Below are 22,422 nucleotides of genomic sequence, written 5' to 3' on the forward strand. Positions count from 1 at the left end.
AGAAAGCGGAAATTGCACGGCCGTGTTCCGGGGGTGAGGGTGATGGCCGATGTACGGGGGCAGGAATTCGCTGATTTCGCGCGGGAGGCGAGGCCCATGCTGCGCCGGGTGGCCTTCCGGCTCTCCGACGACTGGCACGAGGCCGAGGACCTCGTCCAGCGGACTCTGCTGGCGCTGCACCGGCACTGGGACGGCCTCGACCGGCGCGACCGCGCCGAGGCGTACGCGCGGCAGATCATGCGGCGGCTGCTCATCAGCGACCGCCGGTCGCTGCGCTGGTCGCGGGAGGTGCTCAGCGGCGCGCCGCCCGACGCCGCCGCGGCGCTGGACCCCTACGACCTGGTGGGCGAGCGCATCGTGCTGATGGGCGCGCTGGCCAGGCTCGGGCCGCGGCAGCGGGCGACGATCTTCTTCCGGTTCTGGGAGGGGCGCAGCGCCGAGGACACGGCCCGGGTCATGGGCAACGAGTCCTCCACGGTCCGCAGCCAGACCGTCAGGGCGCTGAGCACCCTGCGGGCCGCGCTGGCGCGCACCGACCCCGCCGACCGTACCGACCGAAAGCCGACCTGAACGAGGGAGTACCCATGGGTCCACTGCTCTACGAGACGAGGGTGGAGACGCTGGAGGCGCTCGCGGACACCATCGTGCCCGGCCCCAAGCGCGGTCCGGACGACCGGGCGGTGGCCGGCATGAGCCCGACGGGCGGCGCGGTCGCGGCCGGCGCCGTCGAACTGCTGGAATGGGACGCCACCGGCGTCACCGAGGGCCTGGACGACTACGCCCGCTCGCTGAACGAGCACGCCCGCGCCCACGCCGACCAGCACGGCATCGTGCTGGAGGAGGGCGTGCCGGCGTTCGTGGCCCTGCCGTTCGAGGAGCGCGGCGCGCTGGTGCGCACGCTGACCGCGCCCGGCCATCCGGAGAAGGCGCTGTGGGTGCTGCTGGTGCTGTTCTGCTACATGGCCTACGACTCCGCCGCCCACCTGCACACCGCCGACGCCATCAGGGCCGGGCATCCCGGCCTGACCGCCATGGGCATCGCCCCGCCGGACGCGGACGGGCTCTGGCGCTTCCCCGCCTACTCCTACGGGCGTCCCCTCGCCGACCTCCACCCGGACACGACAGCTTCAGGGAGCCCCGCATGAACGGCGTCGAACGCACCGACGTGCTGGTGATCGGCAGCGGCTTCGGCGGCGCGATCCCCGCCTACCACCTGGCCGCCGGCGGCGCCGACGTGGTGATGCTGGAGCGCGGCCCGTGGCTGGAGTCGGCCGACTACGAGCACGACTTCAAGCTGGGCTCGTCCTACACCCGCATCTTCGACTTCACCGTCGGCGACGGCATGAGCGTGCTGGGCGGCAACTGCGTGGGCGGCGGCAGCGTGGTCTACTTCGCGGCCATGCCGCGCGCGCCGCGCTTCGTCTTCGAGCGCCGCGGCAGCATCAACCGCCGCATGTGGCCGGCCGCGATCAGCCGCGACACCCTCGACCCCTGGTACGACCGGGTCGCCGAGTCGATCTCCATCACCCAGCAGGGCTGGGAGGACGTCTCGTACTCCGGCGGACTGTGGGCGGCGGCCTGCCGGCACGCGGGCCGCACCGCCAACCCCGTGCCCGCGGCCGTGGACACCGGGGCCTGCGTCAACTGCAACTGGATGATGGCCGGCTGCCGGTTCGACGCCAAGCAGTCGTTGCTGGTCAACTACCTGCCGGCGGCGCTGGCCCACGGCGCCGAGATCCGGCCGCTGCACGAGGTGCAGAGCATCGAGCGCACGCCCGAGGGCTCCTACCGGGTGCACTACAAGATCGTCCATGGCGAGGACTACCGCCTGACCGAGGGCGAGGGCACGATCGAGGCCAAGGTGGTGGTCCTCGCCGCCGGCGCCGCCGCCACGCCGGTCATCCTGCAGCGCAGCGAGGCGGCGCTCGGCGCGATGCCGCACGCCGTGGGCCGCTACTTCTCCGGCAACGGCGAGCGGCTCAACACCGCCGTGCTGAACGAGGAGCGCGTGCGCGAGGTGCTGGGCCTGGAGCGCGGCGACGGCCTGGCGTACGCGGCCAACCAGATCGGCAAGGGCCCGACGGTGGCCAACTGGGACCGGCTGGACGGCTCGCTGCCCGAGTACACCCGCTACTCGCTGGAACAGCTCTACTTCCCGCCCGGCCTGGGCACCATCCTCGCGCTGGCCGGCGGCCCCGACCCGGCGTGGTTCGGGCTGCGCAAGAAGGAGATGCTGGAACGCTGGCGGTCCTGGCTGATCATCTTCCAGATGATCGAGGACGACAACGAGGGCGTCTTCGGGCCGCCGCCCGCGCGCGGCAACGCCGACCGGGTCTCCCAGCAGATGCTGGGCGTCGGCCGGCTGTCGTACAAGCCCACCGCGAACACCTCGGCCGCCTGGGCGATGGCCGACGCCGAGTGCAAGGAGATCCTGGAGCGCGACGGGCTGGCCACGGTGACGCCGTGGACGAACGACCTGGTCGGCGCGTACACGGTGCATCCGCTGGCCTCGTGCCGGATCGGCGACGACCCGTACACCTCGGCGCTGGACGACGGGCACGAGCTGCGCGGGCACCCGGGGATCTTCGTCACGGACGGCTCGGCCGTGCCCGGCGCGCTGACCGTCAACCCGGCGATGACCATCTCCGCGCTGGCCGAGCGGGCCGTGCCGGGGATCGTCAGGGCCGCGCGGGAGCGGGGCGTGCAGGTCTCCTACGGCGCGCCGGCCCCGGACGGCTCCACCGCCGGCCGCCGGGCCACCGCGTCGCTGGCCGCCGCCGCGCTGCGCGGGTAGGGCGCCGGCGATGGGACGGCTGCTCAGCCGGATGACCGCGCCCGGCGCGCTCGCCCAGGTGCGGTACGTGCGCCCGGTGCGGCCGGGCGCCGCCCGCGGCCTGGTGGCCCGGGTGTACGAGCAGGTCGAGCGGGACTTCGGCATGCTCGCGCCGCCGGTGGCCCTGCACTCCCCCGCGCCGCGCGCCCTGGCCGCGTGCTGGCTGGTCCTGCGCGAGTCGCTGCTGGCCGCCGGCGCGGCCGGACGGGTGGCCGGGGAGCTGGTGGCGAGGGAGGTCTCGGCCGGCAACGCCTGCCCGTACTGCGTGGACGTGCACGGCGCGACCCTGCGCGCGCTGACCCCCGCCGATCCCGGGCTGCGGCCGCTGGCCGCCTGGGCCAGGGCGAGCGCCGCCCCCGGGGCCGGCGGCCCGCCGGTGACGGGGGCGGCGGCCATGGAGCTCGTGGCGGTCGCGGTGACCTTCCAGTACCTCAACCGCATGGTCAACGTGTTCCTCGGCGACTCGCCGCTGCCGCCGGAGCTGCCGGGCGCCGCGCGCGGATCCGCGCTGCGGGTGTTCGGCGCGCTCATGCGGCCCGCCGCGCGGCGGCCCGCGACCCCCGGCGGCTCGCTGGGCCTGCTGCCCGGCGCGCCGCTGCCGGACGACCTGGCCTGGGCGGGCGGCGTCGCGCGGCTCGGCGAGGCGTTCGCCAGGGCCGCGGCGGCGATCGAGGAGGGCGGCGCGCGGCGGCTGCCCGTCCAGGTCCGCGAGCTGGTCGCCGAGCGGGTGTCCGGCTGGGACGGCGTCCCGCCCGGCCCCGGCCGCGGCTGGGCCGATCAGGCCGCCGCCGCGCTGCCGCCCGCGCAGCGTCCGGCCGCCCGGCTGGCGCTGCTGACCGCGCTGGCCTCCCACCAGGTGGACGCGCGCACGGTCGGCGAGTTCCGGGCCGCGACGCCGGGCCCGGCCGCGCCCACCGACGCCGCGCTCGCCGACGCCGCGCTCGTCGAGGCGGCCTCCTGGGCGGCCATGACCGCCGCGCGCCGGACCGGCGCCTGGTCCGGGCTGCCCGCCACCCCGCTTCCGACCGCATCGACAGCCGACTGAAAGGAACGAGGACGTGACCGAGCTAGAGGTAGTGCTCGACGACCTGGCGGCCGACGGCGACCAGCTCGACGCGCTGGTGTCGGGCCTGGACGCCCAGCAGTGGAAGCTGCCCACCCCCGCGCCGGGCTGGACGATCGCCGACCAGATCGCCCACCTGGCCTTCATCTTCCGCCTGGCCACCGCCGCCGCCACCGACGCGGAGGCGTTCGCGGCCATGACGGCCGGCGCCGAGAAGAACTTCGACGGCGCGGTGAACGCCGCGCTCAAGGCGTTCGAGAACGACTCGCCGGACACGCTGCTGGCCAAGTGGCGGGCCGGACGGTCGCAGGTGCACGCCGGTCTGGCCGCCGTGCCCGCGGGCGAGGTCGTGCCGTGGCTGGTCAACCCGCTGCCGCCGATCGTGCTGGCGTGCGCGGGCATCATGGAGACCTTCGCCCACGGGCAGGACGTCGCCGACGCCCTCGGCGTGCGGCTGGAGCGCACCGACCGGCTGCGGCACCTGGTCGTCTTCGCGGTGCTCACCCGGGACTTCGGCTACCTGTCGCGCGGGCTGACCCCGCCGGCCGAGGAGTTCCGCTTCGAGATCACCGGCCCCTCCGGCGAGGTGTGGGCCTACGGCCCCGAGGACGCGGCCCAGCGGGTCTCGGGCCCGGCCGAGGACTTCTGCCTGCTGGTGACCAGGCGGCGGCACCGCGCCGACGTGGCGGTCACGGCGACGGGCGCCGAGGCCGACCGCTGGCTGGACATCGCGCAGGCCTACCGCGGGCCGGCCGGCGCCGGCCGGCGTCCCGGCCAGTTCGCCCGCGCCGGCGTCTGACAGGCGGCGCCTGAGAAGCGGCGCTTGGCAGACGGCGTCCGGGAAGCGGCGTCTGAACAGCGGCGTCTGAACAGCGGCGTCTGAACAGCAGCGTGTGAGAAGTTTCCCGAACCGCGGGCGCGCCCGTCCGGAACTCCCCCAGTCCCGGGCGCGCCCGCTTCTCACGCCCCGACCTCCAGCGCGCGGCGGTCCACCTTGCCCGAGGCCGTCTGCGGCAGGCGCTCCACGAAGGTGATCTTCCGGGGGAACTTCTGGGCCGCCAGCCGGGCCCGGACGAACGCCTTCAGCTCGGCCGCCTCGACCGCCGCCGAGGCCACCACGTACGCGTGCGGCCGGGTCAGCCCGCGCAGCCGGTACCCGACCACCGCGCACTCGACGACGGCCGGGTGCTCGCGCAGGCAGTTCTCGATCTCGGCGGGCGCCACCCAGGACCCGCCCACCTTCAGCAGGTCGTCGGCCCGTCCCCGGTAGCGGAAGTAACCGTCGGCGTCCCTGGTCACCAGGTCGCCCGAGCGCACGGTCCGCCCGCCCACGAACGTGCCCGCGGTCCGCTCCGGGTCCTGCCAGTACTCCAGCGCGACGGCGTCGCCGGTGACCTCCAGCCGCCCGGTCTCGCCGTCGGGGACCTCCCGCCCCTCGGGGTCCACGACGCGGGCGCGGTAGCCGGGGACGACCTGGCCGAGCGTGCCGGGCCGGACCCGTCCCGGGCGGTTGGACAGGAAGATGTGGTACGCCTCGGAGGAGCCGAGCCCGTCCACCACCTCCACGCCGAAGGTGTCGCTCCAGCGGCGGTGCAGTTCGGGCGGCAGCGCCTCGCCCGCCGACGTGCACAGCCGCAGGCAGCTCAGGTCCTGCCGGCCGGCGTCGGGGTGGGCGAGCATGGCGCTCATCATCGTGGGCACGTTCACCAGGACCGTGGGCCGGTGCTCGGCGATCAGCTCGAAGATCGTCTCGACCCGGCTGCGTTCGGGGAAGATCACGCCGGCCGCGCCGACGCCGAAGGGGAACAGGGCGGTCAGGTCGCGGGCGTAGCCGAAGAACAGCTTGGGCACGGGCAGCACCACGTCGTCCGGGCGCAGGTCCAGCACGCCGCGGGCGTAGGAGTCGAAGCTGACGTGCGGGCTCCTGGCGGGCAGCACGCAGGCGCGCGGCGCGCCGGTGCTGCCGGTGGTGAACTTCCACAGCGCCACGTCCCCGGCGGCGACCGGCACCGGGTCCAGCCGCGCGTCCTGCGCGCCGACCAGGGTGTCGAAGTGGTGCTCGCCGGGGCGCAGCAGGTGGCGCGGCACGCCGGTGACGAGCAGGCCGGTCAGCCCCGCCGCGCGCAGGCTCTCCAGCGCCGACGGCCCCGCGACCACCAGGCGCGGACGGGCGTAGCCGGCGAAGTAGCGGTAGTCCTTGGGCCGCAGGAACGTGTAGACCTCGGCGGTGACCGCGCCGATCTTCTGGGCGCCGTACCAGGTGGCGACCGACTCCACGCTGTCGTCGGCGGCGATGAGCACCCGGTCGCCGCGGCGCACGCCGAGCTCGCGCAGCGCGTTGCCGGCGCGGTCGGCCAGGGCGCGCAGCGTCGCGTAGTCGACGCGGCCCTGGCGGGTGACGAGCGCGGTCCTGGCGCCGTCGGCGCGGTCGAGGAATCGTGCGGCGATGTTGAAAGAGTCCATGACATGCCTTCTCGCTGCTCTGCTCGCGGGCTGGTTCCGCCTTCCACGGTGCCGGGCGCGGGCCGTCCGCAGGGGGCCTGGAGGCGTCAGCAAGCTGGCGGTCGTGGCAGCTTGCTGACGGCTTTCTCCCGGATTGCGGGATGGCCGCCGCGGCGTTGACGGGCCCGTTCGGCCGCGCGTGTACTGGGGATGCGGCGGCCGCGACGGCCGTCGCGCTGCGGAGGAGAAGCGATGGCATCCACGCCCGCGGGCTCGTGGCCGGTGACGGAGACGACCGGTGAGGCGCCCGGCGACACGGCCGGCGGCATGGCCGGCGACATGGCTGACGACATGGCCGGTGAGACCGCCGCCGGGACGGCCGGTGAGGCGTTCGCGCCGATGGCCGACTGCCTGGGCGGCGCCGTCCATCTGGCCTGCGCCGAATCCCCGCAGGACGAGCTCGCCGTCATCGTCGCCGGGTTCGCCGGCTACGAGGCCCAGAGCAGGGCGCGGGCCCTGGCCCGGCTGGCCGCCCTGCGCCGCCTGCGCCGCCTGACCGGCGACGGCCCCCAGCCCGCGTGGACGGGGACGGAGCTGCGCCTGTCGGACTTCGTCGCCGACCCGCCGGCGAGCCTGCGGCGGCACGTGCCCGGCACCGGCCTGCTCAGCGGGCGGCGCTACCGGCTGCCCGTCGAGGTCGTGTGGACGGGCGGGCACGAATGCCTGGTCGAGCCGGCCACGAGCGGCGTGGTGGACAGCGGCGTGCCGGAGGCGATCGCCGAGGTGGTCGCCCACGACGTGGTGGCGCGCTGGTGGGCCGAGCCGCGCGAGCCGCTGCTGCGGGTCTCCGGCTCGCTGGACCGCCTGCTGCCGCCCGGCGTGACGGCCGCGGCCTCGGGGCTGGGGCTGCGGATGTCGGCGTTCGTGTTGTCGGTGCCCGATCTCCGGGTCGCCCTGGTGACCGTCGGCGGCGAGGGCGCGACGCTGGCCGCGGCGGCCGGCCGTACCGTGAAGTCGGCCGTGTGCGAGGCGTTCCTGCGCGCGATGGCGGCCAGGGCGCAGCCGTGGAGCACGCTGGAGCTGCCCGACTGCCTGCGCCGGTTCGCGGTGTGGCAGCGGGAGGGCGACTACGCCGCCCATCTGGAGCGCCTGGCCGTCGACGCCGATCCGCGGCTGGTGGACGAGGTGAGCGGGCTGCGTCCGTCCGGCTGGCCGGAGATCGCCGCGCGCCGGTTCGGGCACGAGCCGGTCGCCGTGCGGGCCGGCGGCGAGGTCGTCAAGGTGTTGTGCCCGGGGGCCGCGTGCTACCGGGCCGCGCCCGGGGCCACCGTGCTGCCCTGTCCCGTGCCCTGACCTCCGCGGACACCGCAACCTGCGAGGAGCGCCGGCCGTCCGGATTCCGATAATGGAAGTGCAAGCTCCGGCCGCCGAACCCCCGGGAGGTGGGGCGTGGATCTGTCCGTCATTGGAGTCACCCCCGAAGCGGAGGCGGTCTACCGCTACTTCCTGCGCCATCGGGGGGAGAGCGTCGGCTCGGTGCCCGAGGCCCTGGACCTCGATCCCGAGACGGTGGAGTCGGCGGTGGAGACGCTCGACCGGCTCACCATGCTCGATCTGAACGACCGCCACCGGGTCACCGCCACCGAGCCGCGGATCGCCATCGAGCGCCTGGTCGAGCAGCGCCTGGAGGAGCTGAACGCGGAGATCCGCCGGGTGTTCGGCGCCCGCGACGCCATCTCCAGCTTCCTGGAGGACAAGCGGGAGGGCGACCGCTCCAACGCGGTGCTGGACATCGAGCGGGTGGAGAGCGGCGCGCGGGTCCGCCAGCGCCTGGACGACCTGGCCTTCTTCTCCTACAAGGAGACGCTCTGCCTGCACCCGGGCGGGCCGTTCAACGAGGTGATGATCGAGTCGGCGCTGCCGCTCGACACGCGCTCGCTGCGGCGCGGCCTGGCCCTGCGCGAGATCTTCCACCCCAAGGCGCTGGAGGACCAGCGCATGGTGTCGTACCTGCGCGAGCTGGCGCACCTGGGCGCCGAGATCCGCGTCACCGACCAGCCGATGGACCGCATGCTCATGTACGACCGCAGTGTGGCCGTCGTCCCGATCGATCCCAAGGCGCACTCCACGGGCGCGCTGCTGGTCCGCGAGCCGGGCCTGATCTCCCAGCTCGTCATCTACTTCGAGGGCCTGTGGAAGTCGGCCGTGCCGCTGGCCGACCACCTCGACCCGCCCGGCGAGGAGCCGACGTTGTCGAAGATGGAGCAGCGGGTGCTGGCGGTCATGGCCACGGCCGACAAGGACGAGATCGCCGCCCGCGAGCTGGACATCTCGGTACGCACCTACCGCCGTTACGTCGCCGACCTGATGGCCAGGCTCGGCGCGGTCAACCGTTTCCAGGCCGCGCTGCGGGCCAAGGAGGAGAACTGGATCTGAGGCGTTTCTTCCGGCGTTTCCGCCGGACGGCATGACGAACCCCCGCGACCCGGTCGCGGGGGTTCTCTCGTGTTCGGCCCTCGTCTTATAAGCAGACCTCCTCGGCGAAATTCACGGTCAATTCCTTTCCGGTGTCGGGGCTTTTACGGCCAGGTGTTGCCCTGCGGGGAGGGCAGCGGGGTGGGCAGCGGCCAGGTGTTGCCGTCAGGGGCGGCCGGCGCGGGCCAGGTGTTGCCGTCCGCCTGCAGCACCACCGTGTCGGCGGCAGCGGCGGCGGCCTGCGCGGCGGTGGCGCCGACGGCCCAGACGAGCATCCCGGAGACAATCGCGATAATCCACTGGGAAATCCTCTTGGCAACAATGCTGTTCGTCATTTCACTGCCTCTTTCTCGGCGGTTCGTGGCGCTGTTTCCTTGCACTTCCAACTTTGCGCCGCGGCGGGGGCACGAACCAGGCTTCGGCGAGGCAGCAAGCTGCATCGGCGTTTCCGCTTCCTGCCATGTCCGGCGCGGTCAAGCACTGCAGGAGGTGACATGAAACGGTCATCGATCCTTAACTGGACATACCGGAAGAGTCCGAGGAGGAAACGATGACCATCTCCCCCGAGGTCCTCCAGGAAGCCCCGCCGTCGGCCATGGACCGCCTGCGCGAGGAGCTGGCCGGCGCGCGTGCGGACATCGCGCGCGGCCGCCCGCAGGCCGTGGAGCGGCAGCACGCGCTGGGCAAGCGCACCGCGCGCGAACGGCTCGACCTGCTGCTGGACGAGGGCTCGTTCCTGGAGATCGAGATGTTCCGGCGGCATCGGGCCCAGGGGCTCGGCATGGAGGCCCAGCGGCCGCACACCGACGGGGTCGTGGCCGGATCGGGAACCATCGACGGCCGCCGCGTCTTCGTCTACGCGCAGGACTTCACCGTCTTCGGCGGCTCGCTCGGCGAGGCGCACGCCCAGAAGATCCACAAGGTGATGGACCTGGCGCTGTCCAGCGGGTCGCCCTTCATCGGGCTCAACGACAGCGGCGGGGCCCGCATCCAGGAGGGCGTGCTGTCGCTCAACGGCTACGGCGGCATCTTCCAGCGCAACGTGCAGGCGTCGGGGGTGATCCCGCAGATCGCCGTCGTGCTCGGCCCGTGCGCGGGCGGCGCCGCCTACTCGGCGGCGCTGGCCGACTTCACGTTCATGGTGCGCGACACCGCCCAGCTCTACCTGACCGGCCCGGACGTGGTCGAGGCGGTCACCGGCGAGCGCATCACGCACGCCGAGCTGGGCGGCGCGCAGGTGCACGCCAGCCGGTCCGGGCTGGCCACGTTCGTGCACGACGACGAGGAGAGCTGCCTGGCCGCCGTGCGCGAGCTGGTCTCGATGCTGCCGAGCAACAACATGAGCCGCCCGCCGGCGCTGCCCGCCCGGGCCGCGGCCGGCGACGCCCGGCCCCGGCTGGCCGAGATCGTGCCGGTGGAGCCGACCAAGCCCTACGACATGCGGCTGGTGATCGCCGAGGTGGTGGACGACGGCGACTTCCTCGAACTGCACCAGAGCTGGGCGCCCAACGTGATCTGCGCGCTGGCCCGGATCGACGGCCAGGTGGTCGGCGTGGTGGGCAACCAGCCGACCGTGCTGGCCGGCGTGCTGGACGTGTCGGCCGCGGAGAAGGCGGCCAGGTTCGTCCGGTTCTGCGATGCCTTCTCCATCCCCCTGGTCACGCTCGTGGACGTGCCCGGCTTCCTGCCCGGCAAGGAGCAGGAGCACTCGGGCGTCATCCGGCACGGCGCCAAGCTGCTGTACGCCTACTGCGAGGCGACCGTGCCGCGCGTCCAGGTCATCGTCAGGAAGGCCTACGGCGGGGCGTACATCGTGATGGACTCCCGGTCGATCGGCACCGACCTGTCGCTGGCCTGGCCGACCAACGAGATCGCGGTGATGGGCGCCGAGGGGGCGGTCAACATCATCCACCGCAAGGAGCTGGCCGCCGCGGCCGACCCCGCCGCCCGGCGGGCGGAGCTGCTGGAGCAGTACACCCGCGAGCTGGTCCATCCGGCGTACACGGCCGAGCGCGGCCTGGTCGACGCCGTGATCGACCCGGTGGAGACGAGGTCGGCGGTGGCGCGCGGGCTGGCCATGCTGCGCGACAAGCGCAAGCACGTGGCGCCGCGCAAACACGGCAACCTTCCCTTGTAGCGCCTTCCGTCAGTTCGCCTGGTCGGCGCAGGGGACGGCCGCGGCCGTCCGGGCGCGCTGTCCGGGGATCCTGAGCGCGGCCAGAACGCCCGTCAGCGTGACGGCGCCCAGGACGAGGACCGCCGCGCGCATCCCCTGGGCGGAGGCGTCGCGCAGGGCCGGCCCGGCCAGGCCTTCGATGCCCTGGTTGGCGACGGCCACCAGGACCGCCAGGCCCGCCGCGGTGCCCACCTGCAGCGCGGTGGAGGCCACCCCGGAGGCCAGGCCCTGTTCGTCCGCCGGCACGCCGGTGCCGGCCGCGATCCACATGGCCTCGTACGTGATGCCCATGCCCAGGCCGATGACGACGATCCCGGGCAGGACGGTGAGCAGGGATCCGTCCCCCTGCATGCCGGGGGCCAGGAGCACGGCGCCCACGGCGTTGCCGAGGATGCCGGCGATCAGCGTGCCGCGGGTGCCGAGCCGGTGGACCAGCCGCTCGCTGAGGAAGCTGCCGGCCGTGATCGACAGGGTCGGGGCCAGGAACGCCAGGCCGGTCTCCAGGGCGTCGAAACCGAGGACGTCCTGGAGGTACAGGGTCAGGAAGTACGGCACGGCCTGCATCGTCAGGCCGAAGACGAGGATGACCACGACCGCGCCGCTGAGCGCGCGGTTGCGGAACAGCCGCAGCGGCATCAGCGGCCTCCGGCCGCGGGCCTGGAGGCGCAGGAACACCGCCACCAGGACCGCCGCGAGCACGGCCGCCGCGACCACCTCGGCTCGCGCCCAGCCCGCCTCCGAGCCGTGCGCGATCGCGAAGATCAGCAGCGTGACGCCGGCGGTGCCGGTCAGCGTCCCGGGCACGTCCACGCTGCCCCGGGTGGCGCGGCCGTCGGGAGGCAGCAGGGCGAAGGCGGCGACGGCGCCCACGACGGTCAGCGGCACGTTGACGTAGAACACGGCCTGCCAGCCCAGGGCCTGGGTGAGCACCCCGCCGGCCAGCGCGCCCGCCGTGAGCCCGCCGGCGCCCGCCATGGCCCAGACCGTCAGCGCGCGGTTGCGCTCCCTGCCCTCGGCGAACGCGGTGTTGACCAGCGCCAGCACCGCGGGGAAGAGCACCGCGCCGGCCAGGCCCTGCACGGCGCGCGCGGCGAGCAGCACCGCCGGCGCCGTGGCCAGGCCGCCCAGCACGGAGGCCACGCCGTACAGCGCCATGCCGAGCACGAACATCCGCCGGCGTCCGGCCAGGTCGGACAGGCGCCCGCCGAACAGCAGGAAACCGCCGTAGAGGACGGCGTACGCGGTGACCACCCATTGCAGGGTGTGCGCGGTGAAACCGACATCGGACGCGATGTCCGGCAGGGCCACATAGATGATGGTGAAGTCGAGACTGATGATCAGATGGCCCAGCGCGAGCAGCGCGAGGCTCCACCCCGGCCGCCGGATGCGGTCCGGGGAGCGGGTGATGGACATGGATGTGCCTTTCGTCCGTACGGGTTCCGGTGGCCTGATGGCTGCACCGGAACCGGCGGACATTTGTTGGCACACCCCCTGAGGGCACTGGGGTGGGCGGCGCCCGGGCTCGGGCCGTCCGGTCCGGTCATCGCCCCTCCCCACGTGTTCCGCGTCGTCTCCGGGACGACTATGCCGTCCGCCGCGGCCCGCGGGATCGGCCGTCCGGTCGCCGTGACCCGGGACCTTGGACCTAGGACCAGGGGCGGTCCCGGTGACAACATGCGGCGGCGGCCTGCAGCTTCCTGACGTCCCCATCCCTGGATCGCGCCCTCCCCGGATCCCACAGTGGAGGTACGAGAGACAGACCTCCGGCAGACGAGATGGAGATGAGACCCCATGTTCGCCCCTTCACGCCGCACGGCGACGAGGAAGCCATGCTGATCCAGGTGACGATGCGCCAGGTGCGCGGGATGCCGTTCCTCGGCTCCCCGATCGACGGGATCCGCATCATGGCGCTCCTGCCGGGCCACTGGCACAAGGACCTCACCCAGGCCGGCGGGGACATCGTCATCCGGATGCGCGTGGACGAGCCCCTGACCAGCGCGCAGGTGCGCGCCGAGGTGACGCAGACCCTCGCCAACCCCGAGGTGGACCGGTGGGAGCTGGTGGCCTGCCGCGTCCTGTCCCACAGCAGCACAGCCGCAAGGGAGGAAGACCAGTGATCGCATCTGTGGTGGCGCCAGGAGAGTGCCAGGTCTGGTGGGCCGGCCCGCGCGACCATCCGGAGGGGACCCTGCTGTCGGTGCTCAGCGAGCCCGAGCTGGAACGGGCCGCGCGGTTCCGCCGCGAGGCCGACCGCAGGCGCTTCCTGACCGGCTCGTGGCTGCTGCGCACCGCGAGCGCCGTGCAGCTCGGCGTCCGTCCCGAGGACGTCGTGGTGGACCGGTCGTGCCCCGACTGCACCCGGTACCACGGCAAGCCGCAGGTCCGGGCGCCCGGCTTCCCGCTGCACGTGTCGGTCTCGCACTCCGAGGACCGGGTCGCGGTGGCCGTGACGACCGAGGGGCCGCTCGGGGTGGACGTGGAGGCCGTGCCCGCCGACCCGGTGGACGACCTGGCCCGCTGCGCGCTCACCGAGGCCGAGCTGGCCGTCCTGGAGGCGTTCCCCCAGGAGGACAGGTACGAGGCGTTCGCGAAGGTCTGGGTGCGCAAGGAGGCGGCGCTCAAGGCCACCGGGCACGGCCTGCGGGTGCCTCCGACGGAGGTGGCGGTCAGCGGGCCGGCCGACGACCCGGCCCTGCTGAGCTGGCCGCTGGACATCCCGCCGGAGAGCCTGCGGTTCCGCGTCCTGTCGCCCGGCCGCGGCTACGTCGCCGCGGTCGCGGTGATCACCGGCCGTCCGGTCGAGGCGGTGGAGTTCCACCTGCCCGCCGCGCGGGCAGACTTCGCTCGGGGCCCCCTGCCGGGGCCGCTGGCCGGCGTCGCGTGACGAGGAGGACGATCCAGATGCGAAGGACCTTCCTCCTCCTGCCGGGCTCCTGGTCGGGCGCGTGGATCTGGGAGCCCGTCGTCCGGCGGCTGCGCCTGCTCGGGCACGACGCCCGCGCCGTCACCCTGCGCGGCCTGTCCGGGCCGCGCGACGACGTCGCAGGCGTCGGCCTGCACACGCACGTCGACGAGGTGCTGACCCTGATGAAGAACGAGGGGCTGCGCGACGTCGTGCTCGTCGGGCACAGCTACTCGGGGCTGGTGGCCGGTCAGGTCGCCGACCGGGCGCCGGGCCGCGTCGCCCACACCGTCTACGTCGAGGCGTTCCTGCCGCACGACGGCCGTTCGATGCTGCACGCCTTCCCCGACCGGCAGCGGGAGCAGGAGCTGCGCCTGATCGAGGCGGGCGGGGGCCGCTGGCCCGCCCCCGACCACACCCTGCTGGCCGAGGGACAGGGCCTCACGGCGGCGCAGGCGCGCTGGCTGGCCGCCCGGTTCGTCGGCCACCCCGGCCGCGCCGTGGCCGAGGCCGCCGTGCTCAGCACGCCGCTGGAGCGGCAGCGGGCCAGCTACGTGGTGTGCGCCCTGGACCACTTCCAGGGCAGCCTGTCGCCCGACGTGTCCGCGCTGCGCGCGGCGCCGTCCTGGGACTTCCACACCCTGGACACCGGCTGCTGGCCGATGGTCTCAGCGCCCGGCCCGCTCAGCGCTCTGCTGTCCGACGCCGTCGCCGGCCGCCGTTGAGTGGCCGGCGGCCTCCGGGCCCGGTGCCGGCCCGGGCCGCGAGGACGCGGGCAGCAGCCGCCGCAGCGAGCCGGCGTGCAGGAACCACAGCAGGCCCAGCGCCACGGCCAGCAGCAGGGCGCTGAAGACCCACTCGTTCGACCCGTCCGGCCCGTAGACGCGGCCGCCGGAGCCGATGTCCACCGCGCGGACCGGCTGCCCGGCCCGGTGGGTGTAGCGGTCGCTGCCGTACATCTCGACGCCCGTGCGGCCGGTGGTGCCGTCGTCGGAGCGGAAGTCGCCCGTCCAGACGCAGGACTCGTGCCCCGGATGCGTGATGCAGGCCAGCGTGCGCGGCACGAACACCCCGGGCACGCCGTCGGCGCGGGCGGCGCGCACGACCGTGCCGAGGTTCGGCACGGTCAGGAACAGCAGGAAGCCCGCCACCAGGCTGAGCGCGAAGGAGAAGGCCGGGGAGACCCCGCGGCGCCCGGAGCGCGCCATCACGCGGGCGACACCGCGCAGGCGCAGCGCATCGCCGCCCGCTCGGACGGACGGGGGCTGCGGTGCAGGAGCATGGCCACCACCATGGGCACGAAGACCAGCCCGTTGTAGAACAGGTGCAGCTCCATGCGCGGGACGAGAAGCTGGATGATGCTCGTCGGCACCGGACGGCCCATCAGGTTGTTCCCGGTGAGCGCCTGCAGGAGCAGCAGCAGGTGCTCCAGGTGGTGCCAGACCTGGATGCCCAGCGAGATGTTCCACCACGTGCGCGACCTGCCGGTGAAGCCCGAGCGCAGCATCACCAGGCCGATGAGCATCAGCAGCGCGTAGCCGTAGTGCATCCACTCGGAGCTGACCAGCCAGGGGAAGGGCATGCCGAGGACGCCGCGCGCCTCCTTCAGGGGCCAGCCCAGCACGTAGACCTGGATGGCCTGGGCGACGTGCTCGGCCCAGTGGGCGAGCACGACGACCAGGTAGAGGGTGAGGGCGGGCTTGTGGTAGCGGGTGTTGAGCGCGCTCAACAGGCCGCCGGACGTCGACACCGTGTGGGTGGCCATGCGGGAACCTCGGCTTCCGGGATCGTCGGTCACGCGTCGTCCCGGCACGGCGAGGTCGCCGGCGAACGGTCTTCGGTCCCCTTCGGTTGCGCCTGCTCCGGGAGATCGCGAGTTCAGTGTCCGCTGCGATCCCGGGCCTGACAACTCACAAATTGCGCGGCAGGCCGGCGAGCAGCTGCTTGGTCGTCAGGGTGACGCCGCAGCGGCCGGCGACGTAGCCGAGCGCCTGCCGGTGGTCGGCGGCGGTGAGGTCGGCGACGGCGTCGGCCACCACGTACGGCTGGATGTCGTGGGTGAAGGCGTCGAGCGCGGTGGTCAGGACGCCGATGTGGGCGTAGACGCCGGCGATGAGAAGCTGGTCGCGTCCCGACTCGCGCAGCCACCACAGCAGGGTGGTCTCGTGGAAGGCGCTGTAGCGCCGCCGGGTGAAGATCCAGTCGCCCGGTCCCGGCGCCATCGGCTCGGGGAAGCCGCGCCGGGCGGGCTCCAGCCGGTCGCTGCGCCGCCAGAAGTCCCTGGCCAGCCCCTGCTGCTCGCCGGTCAGCAGGCCCGGCTGCGCCGCGTAGGCGACGGGCACGCCGAGGCGCGCGCACAGCTCGCGCAGCGCCGTCACGTTGCGCACCAGGTCGGTGAGCGGCGCCTCGCCGGGCGGGAAGAGGTCGAGGCAGGCGTGCTGCAGGTCGACCAGCAGCAGGACGGCCCGGCGCGGGTCGGGCGTCCAGGTGACCGCGGCGGGCGGCAGCTCGGCGGCGTCCGGCATCGGGTAGGGCTCTATCTCGGAAACGACCGGCACGGCGACCTCCGAATTTCTCGCAGCTTTTTGAGGCTGATTCCATGATGTGCCGCCACGGCGTCCCCTGAAATGCCGGACGGCGGCAGGAAGCTGACTTCCCGCCGCCGTTTCCAGCCATTTTTCTTTTTCCGGGGAGCGCGCCGGGCCCATGGTCACAGCCCGGCCGCCGCCCGCAGTTCCTCCGTCCGGTTCACCCGCTCCCAGGTGAACTCCGCGCGGCCGAAATGCCCGTAGGCGGAGGTGCCCGCGTAGACGGGACGCAGCAGGTCCAGGTCCCGGATGATCGCGGCCGGCCGCAGGTCGAACACCTCGCGCACGGCGTCGTGGATGCGCTCCCGGGGCACCCGCTCGGTGCCGAAGCACTCCACGAACAGGCCCACCGGCCGCGCCTTGCCGATCGCGTACGCCACCTGCACCTCGCACCGCCCGGCCAGCCCCGCGGCCACCACGTTCTTGGCCACCCAGCGCATGGCGTAGGCGCCCGACCGGTCCACCTTGGAGGGGTCTTTTCCGGAGAAGGCGCCGCCGCCGTGCCGGGCCATGCCGCCGTACGTGTCGATGATGATCTTGCGTCCGGTCAGGCCCGCGTCGCCCATCGGCCCGCCGACCTCGAACCGGCCCGTCGGGTTGACCAGCAGCCGGTGGCCGGCGGTGTCGATGCCCGCCTCGGCCAGCACCGGCTCGACGACCTCGCGCGTGACGTCGGGGGTCAGCATGCCGGCCAGGTCGACGTGCGCGGCGTGCTGGGTGGACAGCACGACGGTGTCCAGGCGGACCGGCCGGTCGCCCTCGTACTCGACGGTGACCTGCGTCTTGCCGTCCGGCCGCAGGTACGGCACCGTCCCGGACCTGCGGACCTCGGCCAGCCGCCGGGCCAGCCGGTGGGCCAGCATGATCGGCAGCGGCATCAGCTCGGGCGTCTCCTCGCACGCGTAGCCGAACATCAGGCCCTGGTCGCCGGCGCCCTGCCGGTCCAGCTCGTCGGCGGCGACCGCGCCGCGGTGCTCGTAGGCGTCGTCCACGCCGCGGGCGATGTCGGGCGACTGGGTGCCGATCGACACCGACACGCCGCAGGAGGCGCCGTCGAAGCCCTTCTGGGAGGCGTCGTAGCCGATCTGCAGGATCGTCTCCCTGACCAGGCCGGGGATGTCCACGTACGTCTGCGTGGTGACCTCGCCCGCGACGTGCACCATGCCCGTGGTGATCAGCGTCTCGACCGCGACCCGGCTGCCGGGGTCCTTGGCCAGCAGGGCGTCCAGGATGCCGTCGCTGATCCTGTCGGCGATCTTGTCGGGGTGGCCCTCGGTGACCGATTCGGAGGTGAACAAACGACGTGACACCGACGCCTCCTAGTAGGGCAGCCGGCGCCCGGCGGGCGTGCGCAGGTCGAGTGCGGTCACGGGGGTACGCGGTCTCTTCGGCCTCGGCACGCGAATCACTTTGGGCATGGAATGGCTCCACATCTCGGCGGCGGGAAAACTCGAATTTCCCGGACGCAGATCATCCAAGATTTCGCGTCGAGCATTCTTCTCCGATGACCTGCGCGACGAAGGTTCGCTCTCGAGAATAACCACGGCCGGGCGTGGCGGGTTCTTTCCCTGTGCGGCGTCGGGACCGGTCGGGCAATCCAGGAGATGCCCCGGACGCGCCGGGAGGCCACGATGCTCCTGATGCCCGGACGGCAATTCCCGCCGCGCGGATCACCTACGCCGGGTCCCGGACGCACCGGCGACGAAAGGCTGATCATGAACGGAATCGGCGCGGAGATCGGGATCATCGGCGGCAGCGGGTTCTCCTCGGTCGCCGACGGCGCCCGGGAGGTCACGCTCACCACCCCGTACGGCGAGCCGTCGGCGCCGCTCTCGCTGGCCCGGGTGCGCGGCCGCACGGTCGCCTTCCTGCCCCGGCACGGGCGCGACCACCGCCGGCCGCCGCACCGGATCAACTACCGGGCCAACCTGTGGGCGCTGCACTCGGTGGGCGTGCGCCAGATCCTCGCGCCGTCCGCGGTCGGCTCGCTCCGGCCCGAGCTCGGGCCGGGCGTGATGGTGGTGCCCGACCAGCTCGTGGACCGGACCTGCGGACGGGTCCGGACGTACTTCGACGACGCGGCGGTGCACGTGCCGTTCGCGGACCCGTACTGCCCGGTGGGCCGCGAGACGGTGCTCGACGCCGCGGCGGCGACCGGACAGGACTGCGTGGACGGCGGCACGACGGTGGTCGTCGACGGCCCGCGCCTGTCCAGCCGGGCCGAGGCGCAGTGGTACGCCGCCCAGGGGTGGTCGCTGCTCGACATGACGGCCTGCCCGGAGGCGGCGCTCGCCCGCGAGCTGGCCCTGTGCTACGTGCCGGTCGCGCTGGTGACGGACCTGGACGCCGGGCTCGGCGTGGGCTCCGGCGCGCGGCGCGACGAGCTCTTCTCGATCCTCCACGAGGGGCTGGACCGGCTGCGGGCGCTGGTGCTGGCGACCGTGTCCCGGCTGCCGCGCACCCGTACGTGCGGGTGCGCGCGGGCCCTGGAGGACGCCGCCCTCCCCGCCGACGCCGACCACCTTCCCGCCTGAAGCGCTCTTGGAGCATGCGGAAACCCGGGTCCCCGCGGGAACCCGGGTGTGATCACGGGGACTACACCGCCATCGGCACGTGCGCGTCCAGGGCGACGCGTTCGACCAGCGCCTCCAGGTTCGGGTCCGCGTCGAAGACGTCGCCGACGTCGATGGAGATGCCCAGCTCCTCCTTGATCCGCCCGACCAGCCGCGCCGCGGCCGCGAACTCCCCTTCCAGGTCGGAGAACGTCGCCGCCTCCAGCCCCTGGGGCACGTCGAGCACCTCGTACCAGATGTCGCCGACCTTCTCGCGAAGCTCGGCGAGGCTGAGTCCGCCGGTCATGGGCCGTCCCCTCTCAAGATCTGCTGGTGATTGCCGCAACGGCGCCGCGGCGGCCGCATCTCCGCGGATGCCCGGGACCTGACCTGGCCGAGCAGCGCGTCGAGCGTCCCGTCGCACAGCAGGACGGCCGGTTCGACGGCCACCCCGAGCCGGCCCTCGATCCGGGCCGCCATCCGCAGCGCGGCCAGCGCCGTGCCGCCGAGCTCGCCGAAGGTGGCGCCGGCCTCGTCCGGGCCGACGCCGAGCACGGTGTTCCAGATGTCGGTGACGTGCCTGTCGACGTCCGCCGGGTCCACGTCTCGCGTCCTCCCGTGAGGCTCCCTTGGGGGGACCATAAGCCGCGGGGGGCGGCGGGCGCTTGTCCTCACGTGCGCACTCGGGACCGTTCGTCCACACCTGCTCGCTCGTCCGCGCCAGAAGGGTCGCTCGTGGGGTCAGGACGCGGCCCGTTCCGCCTCCCGCGTGCGCGACAGCGCCCGGACGATGCGCGCGTGCCCCTCGTTCCCCCTGGCCAGCACCTCGGCCACCGGGCCGTCGTCGGCGGCGCGCAGGGCGGCGGCGACGCGGCTCAGGTCGCGGGTCAGCTCGTCCAGCAGGTCGGCCACAGGGGTCGCGTTGTGCGCCAGGATGTCCCGCCACATGCCGGCGGGGCTGCCGGCCACCCGCGTCACGTCCCGCAACGCCCCGGCGGCCAGCGACAACCCGCCCGCGTCCCGGTCCACCTCGTACCTCGTCCCCGTGCCCGTGCCCGTGCCCGTGCCCGTCTCCGTGCCCGTCTCCGTGCCCGAGGCCATGCCCGAGGCCGGGTCGGCGGGCCCGTCCTGGTCGCCGGTCGCGAACCGGGCGGCGAGCGCGGCCGACAGGACCAGCGGCAGGTGCGACACGGCCGCGGCGGCCCGGTCGTGGGCGTCCGGCGCGAGCAGCCGCACCTCGGCCCCGCACGCGGTCGCGAGGGCCGCCACCGTGCGCAGCGCGCCCGGCGACAGCGCCGGATGGGGGCACAACGCCCACGTCCTGCCCTCGAACAGCCCCGCCCGCGCGGCCCCGGGTCCCGACACCTCCCGCCCGGCCATCGGATGGCCGGGCACGTAGCAGGACAGGTCGCAACCGCTGCGCTCGACCTCGGCGAGGATCCGCGACTTGGCGCTGGCCACGTCCGTGTAGACCCTCCCCAGCCCGCGGGCCTGCGCCTCCCGCAGGACGGCGGCCACCGACGAGGGCGGCGTGGCGATCACGACGACGTCGGCCGGGCCGGCCCCGGCCCGCAGCGCGGTGCCCGCGCCCATCCGCGCGGCCTGCGCCAGCGCCCACGGATCGTGGTCGGCCAGCTCGACCCGGACGCCCGCCCGCCGCAGCGCGCACGCCACGGACGTGCCGATCAACCCACAGCCGATCACCACGACACGGCGGATTGGGGACATGGCCGAACCTCGCTTCCCTCGGACGTCACTCCCCCATGGTCGCGGCGCGCGGCGCCCGGCGGCGGTACGCGGCCCGTCTTCTTGCTGCCGCCCCGCGGCACGTTCCTGCCAGCGCAACCCCAGGTCAAGCCCCTGGACGCGCTCCTACGATCACGACATGTCCTACCAAGACCTGCTGACCCGCCCGGTACGCCCGCCCGACCGCGTGCTGCGCTACGGCGACCGCCACCCCGACCAGGTGATCGACGTCTACGAGGGGACCGGCCGCCCGCCCCTCGTCCTGCTGCACGGCGGCTACTGGATGGCCGAGTACGACCGGCGGCACGCCCGTCCCATGGCCGTCGCCCTGGCCGCGCTCGGCCACACGGTCTGGCTGCCCGAGTACCGCAGGGTGGGCCAGGAGGGCGGCGGCCACCCGGGCACGTTCGACGACGTGGCTGCCGCGCTGGACCTCGTACGGGCGCAGTGGCCGTCCGGGGTGCTGCTGGTGGGCCATTCGGCGGGCGGTCACCTCGCGCTCTGGTCGGCGCTGCGGCACCGGCTGCCGCCCGGCTCCCGCTGGCACGCCGAACCGGCGGTCCGCGGCGTGGTGGGGCTGGCCGCCGTCTGCGACCTGGGCGAGGCGTTCACGGCGGGGCTCGGCGGCGGCGCGGCCCGCGCCCTGCTCCACGACCGCGCCGACCTGCTGGACGAGGTGGACCCGGCGCGCCTGCTGCCCTACAACCGGGGCCCGCTGGTGCTCGTGCACGGGGTCAAGGACCGCGTACTGCCGGTGTCGATGAGCCGCCGGACGGCGGCGGCCGAGCCGTCGGCGGTGCTGATCGAGCCCTCGGACGCCGGCCACTTCAGCCTGATCGACCCCCTGTCGAGCACCTGGCCCCTGATCACCGCAGCCATCGAAGCCGCGGCCGGGGGCGGCGCGGCCATGGAGCCCGCGGCCGGGCGCAGCGCGGCCATGGACTCCGGGGCGGGACGCAGCGCGGCCGCGGAATCCGCGGCTGGCCGCGGCGCGGTCATGGAGTCCGGGGCAGAGCGTGGGGCGGTCAGGACGGTTCGGGGGTGAGCGCGCCGACGACCCGGGCGAGCAGGGCGGCCCACTCCTCCTCGCCAACGGCGTGCAGGTCGGGCGTGACCAGGGCGCTGCCCATGGACAGCAGCAGGCAGAAATGGGCCAGCGCGGCGGGCGACAGCGCCGGGTCCAGCTCGCCCCGGTCCTGGGCGAGGCGCGCCAGCGCGGCCATCGACCCGGCGCGCTCGCCGACGTAGTCGCGCATGGGCCGGGCGACGTCCTCGTCCCGGCGGGCGGCGACGAGGGCCTCGACGATGAGGTAGCCGCGGGCGTCGCGCCGCTGCGGCAGCCAGCGTCCGATCTCCAGCAGCAGGTCGGGGACGGGCCGGTCGGGGTCGGCGGCGAACAGGTCGGCCAGCCCCCGCCGCCCGTGCGCCCGCAGCGCCGCCACCAGCAGCTCGGCCTTGGAACCGAAGTGCGCGTACAGGGCGCCGTTGCTCACCCCGGCGGCGGCGGCGATGTCGGCGACGCGGGTGCCGTCGTAGCCGCGCTCGGCGAACGCCTCCGCGGCGGCGCGCAACAACCGTTCACGAGTCTCGGCGGCGGTGACGCCGGCGATACGTCCCATGGCAGCATTAAACAGCCCGCCCACCC

The 22,422-nt window shown here is 74.1% G+C and carries 24 protein-coding genes; 13 read left to right on the forward strand and 11 right to left on the reverse strand.

From position 1 onward, the window contains the following. Nucleotides 1-42: 42 nt before the first annotated feature. From AB0J76_RS35715 to AB0J76_RS35735, 5 genes are read left to right on the forward strand one after another with little or no spacing between them, the layout of a single operon-like run. Nucleotides 43-570: a sigma-70 family RNA polymerase sigma factor gene (locus tag AB0J76_RS35715; RefSeq protein ID WP_364392078.1), complete on the forward strand. Its 528-nt coding sequence runs from the start codon at nt 43-45 to the stop codon at nt 568-570. A gap of 14 nt (nt 571-584) precedes the next feature. Continuing rightward, nucleotides 585-1,145 (forward strand): DUF5987 family protein, encoded by a 561-nt coding sequence (locus AB0J76_RS35720; protein WP_352330936.1) that lies wholly within the window; start codon nt 585-587, stop codon nt 1,143-1,145. Then, a complete protein-coding gene (locus AB0J76_RS35725; RefSeq protein WP_352330934.1) occupies nt 1,142-2,794 on the forward strand; it encodes a GMC family oxidoreductase N-terminal domain-containing protein in 1,653 nt (550 codons plus the stop codon). The genes AB0J76_RS35720 and AB0J76_RS35725 overlap by 4 nt, the downstream gene beginning before the upstream one ends. A gap of 10 nt (nt 2,795-2,804) precedes the next feature. Then, entirely contained in the window at nt 2,805-3,878 is a 1,074-nt protein-coding gene (locus AB0J76_RS35730; protein WP_364392082.1) for a carboxymuconolactone decarboxylase family protein, read from the forward strand. Nucleotides 3,879-3,891: 13 nt separating this feature from the next. Next, entirely contained in the window at nt 3,892-4,695 is an 804-nt protein-coding gene (locus tag AB0J76_RS35735) for a TIGR03084 family metal-binding protein (protein WP_352328837.1), read from the forward strand. Between the two features lie 161 nt (nt 4,696-4,856). On the opposite strand, the gene AB0J76_RS35740 is transcribed toward AB0J76_RS35735, so the two are convergent. After that, the gene (locus tag AB0J76_RS35740) at nt 4,857-6,359 is read right to left on the reverse strand and encodes a benzoate-CoA ligase family protein (protein ID WP_352328838.1); all 1,503 of its coding nucleotides are present in this window, start codon (nt 6,357-6,359) and stop codon (nt 4,857-4,859) included. A gap of 231 nt (nt 6,360-6,590) precedes the next feature. On the opposite strand from AB0J76_RS35740, the gene AB0J76_RS35745 reads away from it, so the two are divergent. After that, nucleotides 6,591-7,691: a hypothetical protein gene (locus tag AB0J76_RS35745; RefSeq protein ID WP_352328840.1), complete on the forward strand. Its 1,101-nt coding sequence runs from the start codon at nt 6,591-6,593 to the stop codon at nt 7,689-7,691. Nucleotides 7,692-7,787: 96 nt separating this feature from the next. Then, nucleotides 7,788-8,774: a helix-turn-helix transcriptional regulator gene (locus AB0J76_RS35750; RefSeq protein WP_352328841.1), complete on the forward strand. Its 987-nt coding sequence runs from the start codon at nt 7,788-7,790 to the stop codon at nt 8,772-8,774. A gap of 143 nt (nt 8,775-8,917) precedes the next feature. On the opposite strand, the gene AB0J76_RS35755 is transcribed toward AB0J76_RS35750, so the two are convergent. Then, the gene (locus AB0J76_RS35755) at nt 8,918-9,088 is read right to left on the reverse strand and encodes a hypothetical protein (RefSeq protein ID WP_352328843.1); all 171 of its coding nucleotides are present in this window, start codon (nt 9,086-9,088) and stop codon (nt 8,918-8,920) included. 275 nt (nt 9,089-9,363) lie between these two features. Here AB0J76_RS35755 and AB0J76_RS35760 point away from each other — a divergent pair, with 275 nt between their 5' ends. After that, entirely contained in the window at nt 9,364-10,950 is a 1,587-nt protein-coding gene (locus AB0J76_RS35760) for an acyl-CoA carboxylase subunit beta (protein ID WP_352328845.1), read from the forward strand. A gap of 9 nt (nt 10,951-10,959) precedes the next feature. Here AB0J76_RS35760 and AB0J76_RS35765 read toward each other — a convergent pair whose 3' ends face one another. Beyond that, nucleotides 10,960-12,402 carry an MFS transporter gene (locus tag AB0J76_RS35765; RefSeq protein WP_364392089.1) on the reverse strand — a complete coding sequence of 481 codons (1,443 nt, stop codon included), beginning with the start codon at nt 12,400-12,402 and terminating at the stop codon, nt 10,960-10,962. 368 nt (nt 12,403-12,770) lie between these two features. Here AB0J76_RS35765 and AB0J76_RS35770 point away from each other — a divergent pair, with 368 nt between their 5' ends. Genes AB0J76_RS35770 through AB0J76_RS35780 form a run of 3 tightly spaced genes read left to right on the forward strand, consistent with a single transcriptional unit; the run spans nt 12,771 to nt 14,616 of the window. Beyond that, nucleotides 12,771-13,106, forward strand: a complete 336-nt coding sequence (locus tag AB0J76_RS35770) for a hypothetical protein (RefSeq protein WP_352329776.1) — start codon at nt 12,771-12,773, stop codon at nt 13,104-13,106. Beyond that, on the forward strand, nt 13,103-13,873 hold the full coding sequence (locus tag AB0J76_RS35775) for a 4'-phosphopantetheinyl transferase superfamily protein (protein WP_352329774.1): 771 nt from the start codon (nt 13,103-13,105) through the stop codon (nt 13,871-13,873). Before AB0J76_RS35770 ends, AB0J76_RS35775 begins: the two co-directional genes overlap by 4 nt. A 17-nt stretch (nt 13,874-13,890) precedes the next feature. Continuing rightward, nucleotides 13,891-14,616, forward strand: a complete 726-nt coding sequence (locus AB0J76_RS35780) for an alpha/beta hydrolase (protein WP_352329772.1) — start codon at nt 13,891-13,893, stop codon at nt 14,614-14,616. On the opposite strand, the gene AB0J76_RS35785 is transcribed toward AB0J76_RS35780, so the two are convergent. From AB0J76_RS35785 to metK, 4 genes are all read right to left on the reverse strand, one after another. Next, complete coding sequence (locus AB0J76_RS35785) at nt 14,560-15,102, reverse strand: hypothetical protein (protein WP_364392094.1); 543 nt, start codon at nt 15,100-15,102, stop codon at nt 14,560-14,562. The genes AB0J76_RS35780 and AB0J76_RS35785 overlap by 57 nt on opposite strands. Then, nucleotides 15,099-15,656: a hypothetical protein gene (locus AB0J76_RS35790; RefSeq protein WP_364392097.1), complete on the reverse strand. Its 558-nt coding sequence runs from the start codon at nt 15,654-15,656 to the stop codon at nt 15,099-15,101. The genes AB0J76_RS35785 and AB0J76_RS35790 overlap by 4 nt, the downstream gene beginning before the upstream one ends. 145 nt (nt 15,657-15,801) lie before the next feature. Further along, nucleotides 15,802-16,449, reverse strand: a complete 648-nt coding sequence (locus AB0J76_RS35795; RefSeq protein WP_352329767.1) for an isochorismatase family protein — start codon at nt 16,447-16,449, stop codon at nt 15,802-15,804. Between the two features lie 152 nt (nt 16,450-16,601). Next, nucleotides 16,602-17,789, reverse strand: coding sequence for a methionine adenosyltransferase (gene metK / locus AB0J76_RS35800; protein WP_364392100.1), 1,188 nt, complete (start codon nt 17,787-17,789; stop codon nt 16,602-16,604). Between the two features lie 405 nt (nt 17,790-18,194). On the opposite strand from metK, the gene AB0J76_RS35805 reads away from it, so the two are divergent. After that, nucleotides 18,195-19,013 (forward strand): S-methyl-5'-thioadenosine phosphorylase, encoded by an 819-nt coding sequence (locus tag AB0J76_RS35805; RefSeq protein ID WP_364392103.1) that lies wholly within the window; start codon nt 18,195-18,197, stop codon nt 19,011-19,013. A 61-nt stretch (nt 19,014-19,074) separates the two neighbouring features. On the opposite strand, the gene AB0J76_RS35810 is transcribed toward AB0J76_RS35805, so the two are convergent. The 3 genes from AB0J76_RS35810 to AB0J76_RS35820 all read right to left on the reverse strand — a co-directional run bounded on the left by AB0J76_RS35810 (nt 19,075) and on the right by AB0J76_RS35820 (nt 20,759). After that, nucleotides 19,075-19,338 (reverse strand): phosphopantetheine-binding protein, encoded by a 264-nt coding sequence (locus AB0J76_RS35810; RefSeq protein WP_352330730.1) that lies wholly within the window; start codon nt 19,336-19,338, stop codon nt 19,075-19,077. After that, nucleotides 19,335-19,634 carry a phosphopantetheine-binding protein gene (locus tag AB0J76_RS35815; RefSeq protein WP_352330732.1) on the reverse strand — a complete coding sequence of 100 codons (300 nt, stop codon included), beginning with the start codon at nt 19,632-19,634 and terminating at the stop codon, nt 19,335-19,337. Before AB0J76_RS35815 ends, AB0J76_RS35810 begins: the two co-directional genes overlap by 4 nt. 138 nt (nt 19,635-19,772) lie before the next feature. Then, nucleotides 19,773-20,759 carry a prephenate dehydrogenase/arogenate dehydrogenase family protein gene (locus AB0J76_RS35820; protein ID WP_352330734.1) on the reverse strand — a complete coding sequence of 329 codons (987 nt, stop codon included), beginning with the start codon at nt 20,757-20,759 and terminating at the stop codon, nt 19,773-19,775. 157 nt (nt 20,760-20,916) lie between these two features. Here AB0J76_RS35820 and AB0J76_RS35825 point away from each other — a divergent pair, with 157 nt between their 5' ends. Continuing rightward, complete coding sequence (locus AB0J76_RS35825) at nt 20,917-21,822, forward strand: alpha/beta hydrolase (protein ID WP_352330735.1); 906 nt, start codon at nt 20,917-20,919, stop codon at nt 21,820-21,822. Here AB0J76_RS35825 and AB0J76_RS35830 read toward each other — a convergent pair. Beyond that, complete coding sequence (locus AB0J76_RS35830) at nt 21,803-22,396, reverse strand: TetR/AcrR family transcriptional regulator (protein WP_364392108.1); 594 nt, start codon at nt 22,394-22,396, stop codon at nt 21,803-21,805. The two genes, AB0J76_RS35825 and AB0J76_RS35830, sit on opposite strands and share 20 nt — an antisense overlap. Nucleotides 22,397-22,422: the final 26 nt, after the last annotated feature.

This window comes from Nonomuraea sp. NPDC049624, assembly GCF_040675255.1.
Classification (GTDB): Bacteria; Actinomycetota; Actinomycetes; order Streptosporangiales; family Streptosporangiaceae; genus Nonomuraea.

What these genes read in the sequence shown, in the direction of transcription:
- AB0J76_RS35715 (WP_364392078.1), top strand. Translation starts at nt 43, where the DNA reads ATGGCCGATGTACGGGGGCAGGAATTCGCTGATTTCGCGCGGGAGGCG.
- AB0J76_RS35720 (WP_352330936.1), top strand. Translation starts at nt 585, where the DNA reads ATGGGTCCACTGCTCTACGAGACGAGGGTGGAGACGCTGGAGGCGCTC.
- AB0J76_RS35725 (WP_352330934.1), top strand. Translation starts at nt 1,142, where the DNA reads ATGAACGGCGTCGAACGCACCGACGTGCTGGTGATCGGCAGCGGCTTC.
- AB0J76_RS35730 (WP_364392082.1), top strand. Translation starts at nt 2,805, where the DNA reads ATGGGACGGCTGCTCAGCCGGATGACCGCGCCCGGCGCGCTCGCCCAG.
- AB0J76_RS35740 (WP_352328838.1), bottom strand. Translation starts at nt 6,359, where the DNA reads ATGGACTCTTTCAACATCGCCGCACGATTCCTCGACCGCGCCGACGGC.
- AB0J76_RS35745 (WP_352328840.1), top strand. Translation starts at nt 6,591, where the DNA reads ATGGCATCCACGCCCGCGGGCTCGTGGCCGGTGACGGAGACGACCGGT.
- AB0J76_RS35755 (WP_352328843.1), bottom strand. Translation starts at nt 9,088, where the DNA reads ATGCTCGTCTGGGCCGTCGGCGCCACCGCCGCGCAGGCCGCCGCCGCT.
- AB0J76_RS35760 (WP_352328845.1), top strand. Translation starts at nt 9,364, where the DNA reads ATGACCATCTCCCCCGAGGTCCTCCAGGAAGCCCCGCCGTCGGCCATG.
- AB0J76_RS35765 (WP_364392089.1), bottom strand. Translation starts at nt 12,402, where the DNA reads ATGTCCATCACCCGCTCCCCGGACCGCATCCGGCGGCCGGGGTGGAGC.
- AB0J76_RS35770 (WP_352329776.1), top strand. Translation starts at nt 12,771, where the DNA reads ATGAGACCCCATGTTCGCCCCTTCACGCCGCACGGCGACGAGGAAGCC.
- AB0J76_RS35780 (WP_352329772.1), top strand. Translation starts at nt 13,891, where the DNA reads ATGCGAAGGACCTTCCTCCTCCTGCCGGGCTCCTGGTCGGGCGCGTGG.
- AB0J76_RS35790 (WP_364392097.1), bottom strand. Translation starts at nt 15,656, where the DNA reads ATGGCCACCCACACGGTGTCGACGTCCGGCGGCCTGTTGAGCGCGCTC.
- AB0J76_RS35805 (WP_364392103.1), top strand. Translation starts at nt 18,195, where the DNA reads ATGAACGGAATCGGCGCGGAGATCGGGATCATCGGCGGCAGCGGGTTC.
- AB0J76_RS35810 (WP_352330730.1), bottom strand. Translation starts at nt 19,338, where the DNA reads ATGACCGGCGGACTCAGCCTCGCCGAGCTTCGCGAGAAGGTCGGCGAC.
- AB0J76_RS35820 (WP_352330734.1), bottom strand. Translation starts at nt 20,759, where the DNA reads ATGTCCCCAATCCGCCGTGTCGTGGTGATCGGCTGTGGGTTGATCGGC.
- AB0J76_RS35825 (WP_352330735.1), top strand. Translation starts at nt 20,917, where the DNA reads ATGTCCTACCAAGACCTGCTGACCCGCCCGGTACGCCCGCCCGACCGC.
- AB0J76_RS35830 (WP_364392108.1), bottom strand. Translation starts at nt 22,396, where the DNA reads ATGGGACGTATCGCCGGCGTCACCGCCGCCGAGACTCGTGAACGGTTG.